Raw genomic sequence first — 233 nt, forward strand, 5'->3', positions numbered from 1 at the left:
GGTGGCGAATCGGAGGGGTCCGGTGGGTGCGACGCCGTGTTTGTTGGCGAATACTGTGCCGTTGCGGGTGTCGTTGGATCCGCGGGTGGGGTTCGATGTTTTCGCTGCGCGGGTGGGGGCGGAGATCGGGTTGGTGTTGCGGCATGCCGAATACGATATTTCCGATATTCGGGCGGATATCGGGCGTGCGGGTGGGGATCCGGCGGTGACGGGTTTGGTCGTGAATATTTTTC

Annotated in this window: 1 protein-coding gene; it reads left to right on the forward strand. The window is 61.8% G+C overall.

Annotation, left to right across the window (positions count from 1 at the left end):
• Positions 1 to 22: 22 nt before the first annotated feature.
• A partial coding sequence (locus tag ACX4ZE_RS23500; RefSeq protein ID WP_480275651.1) for a hypothetical protein occupies positions 23 to 233 on the forward strand: 211 nt, incomplete at its 3' end.

It is taken from the genome of Nocardia sp. TBRC8007, from assembly GCF_056629435.1.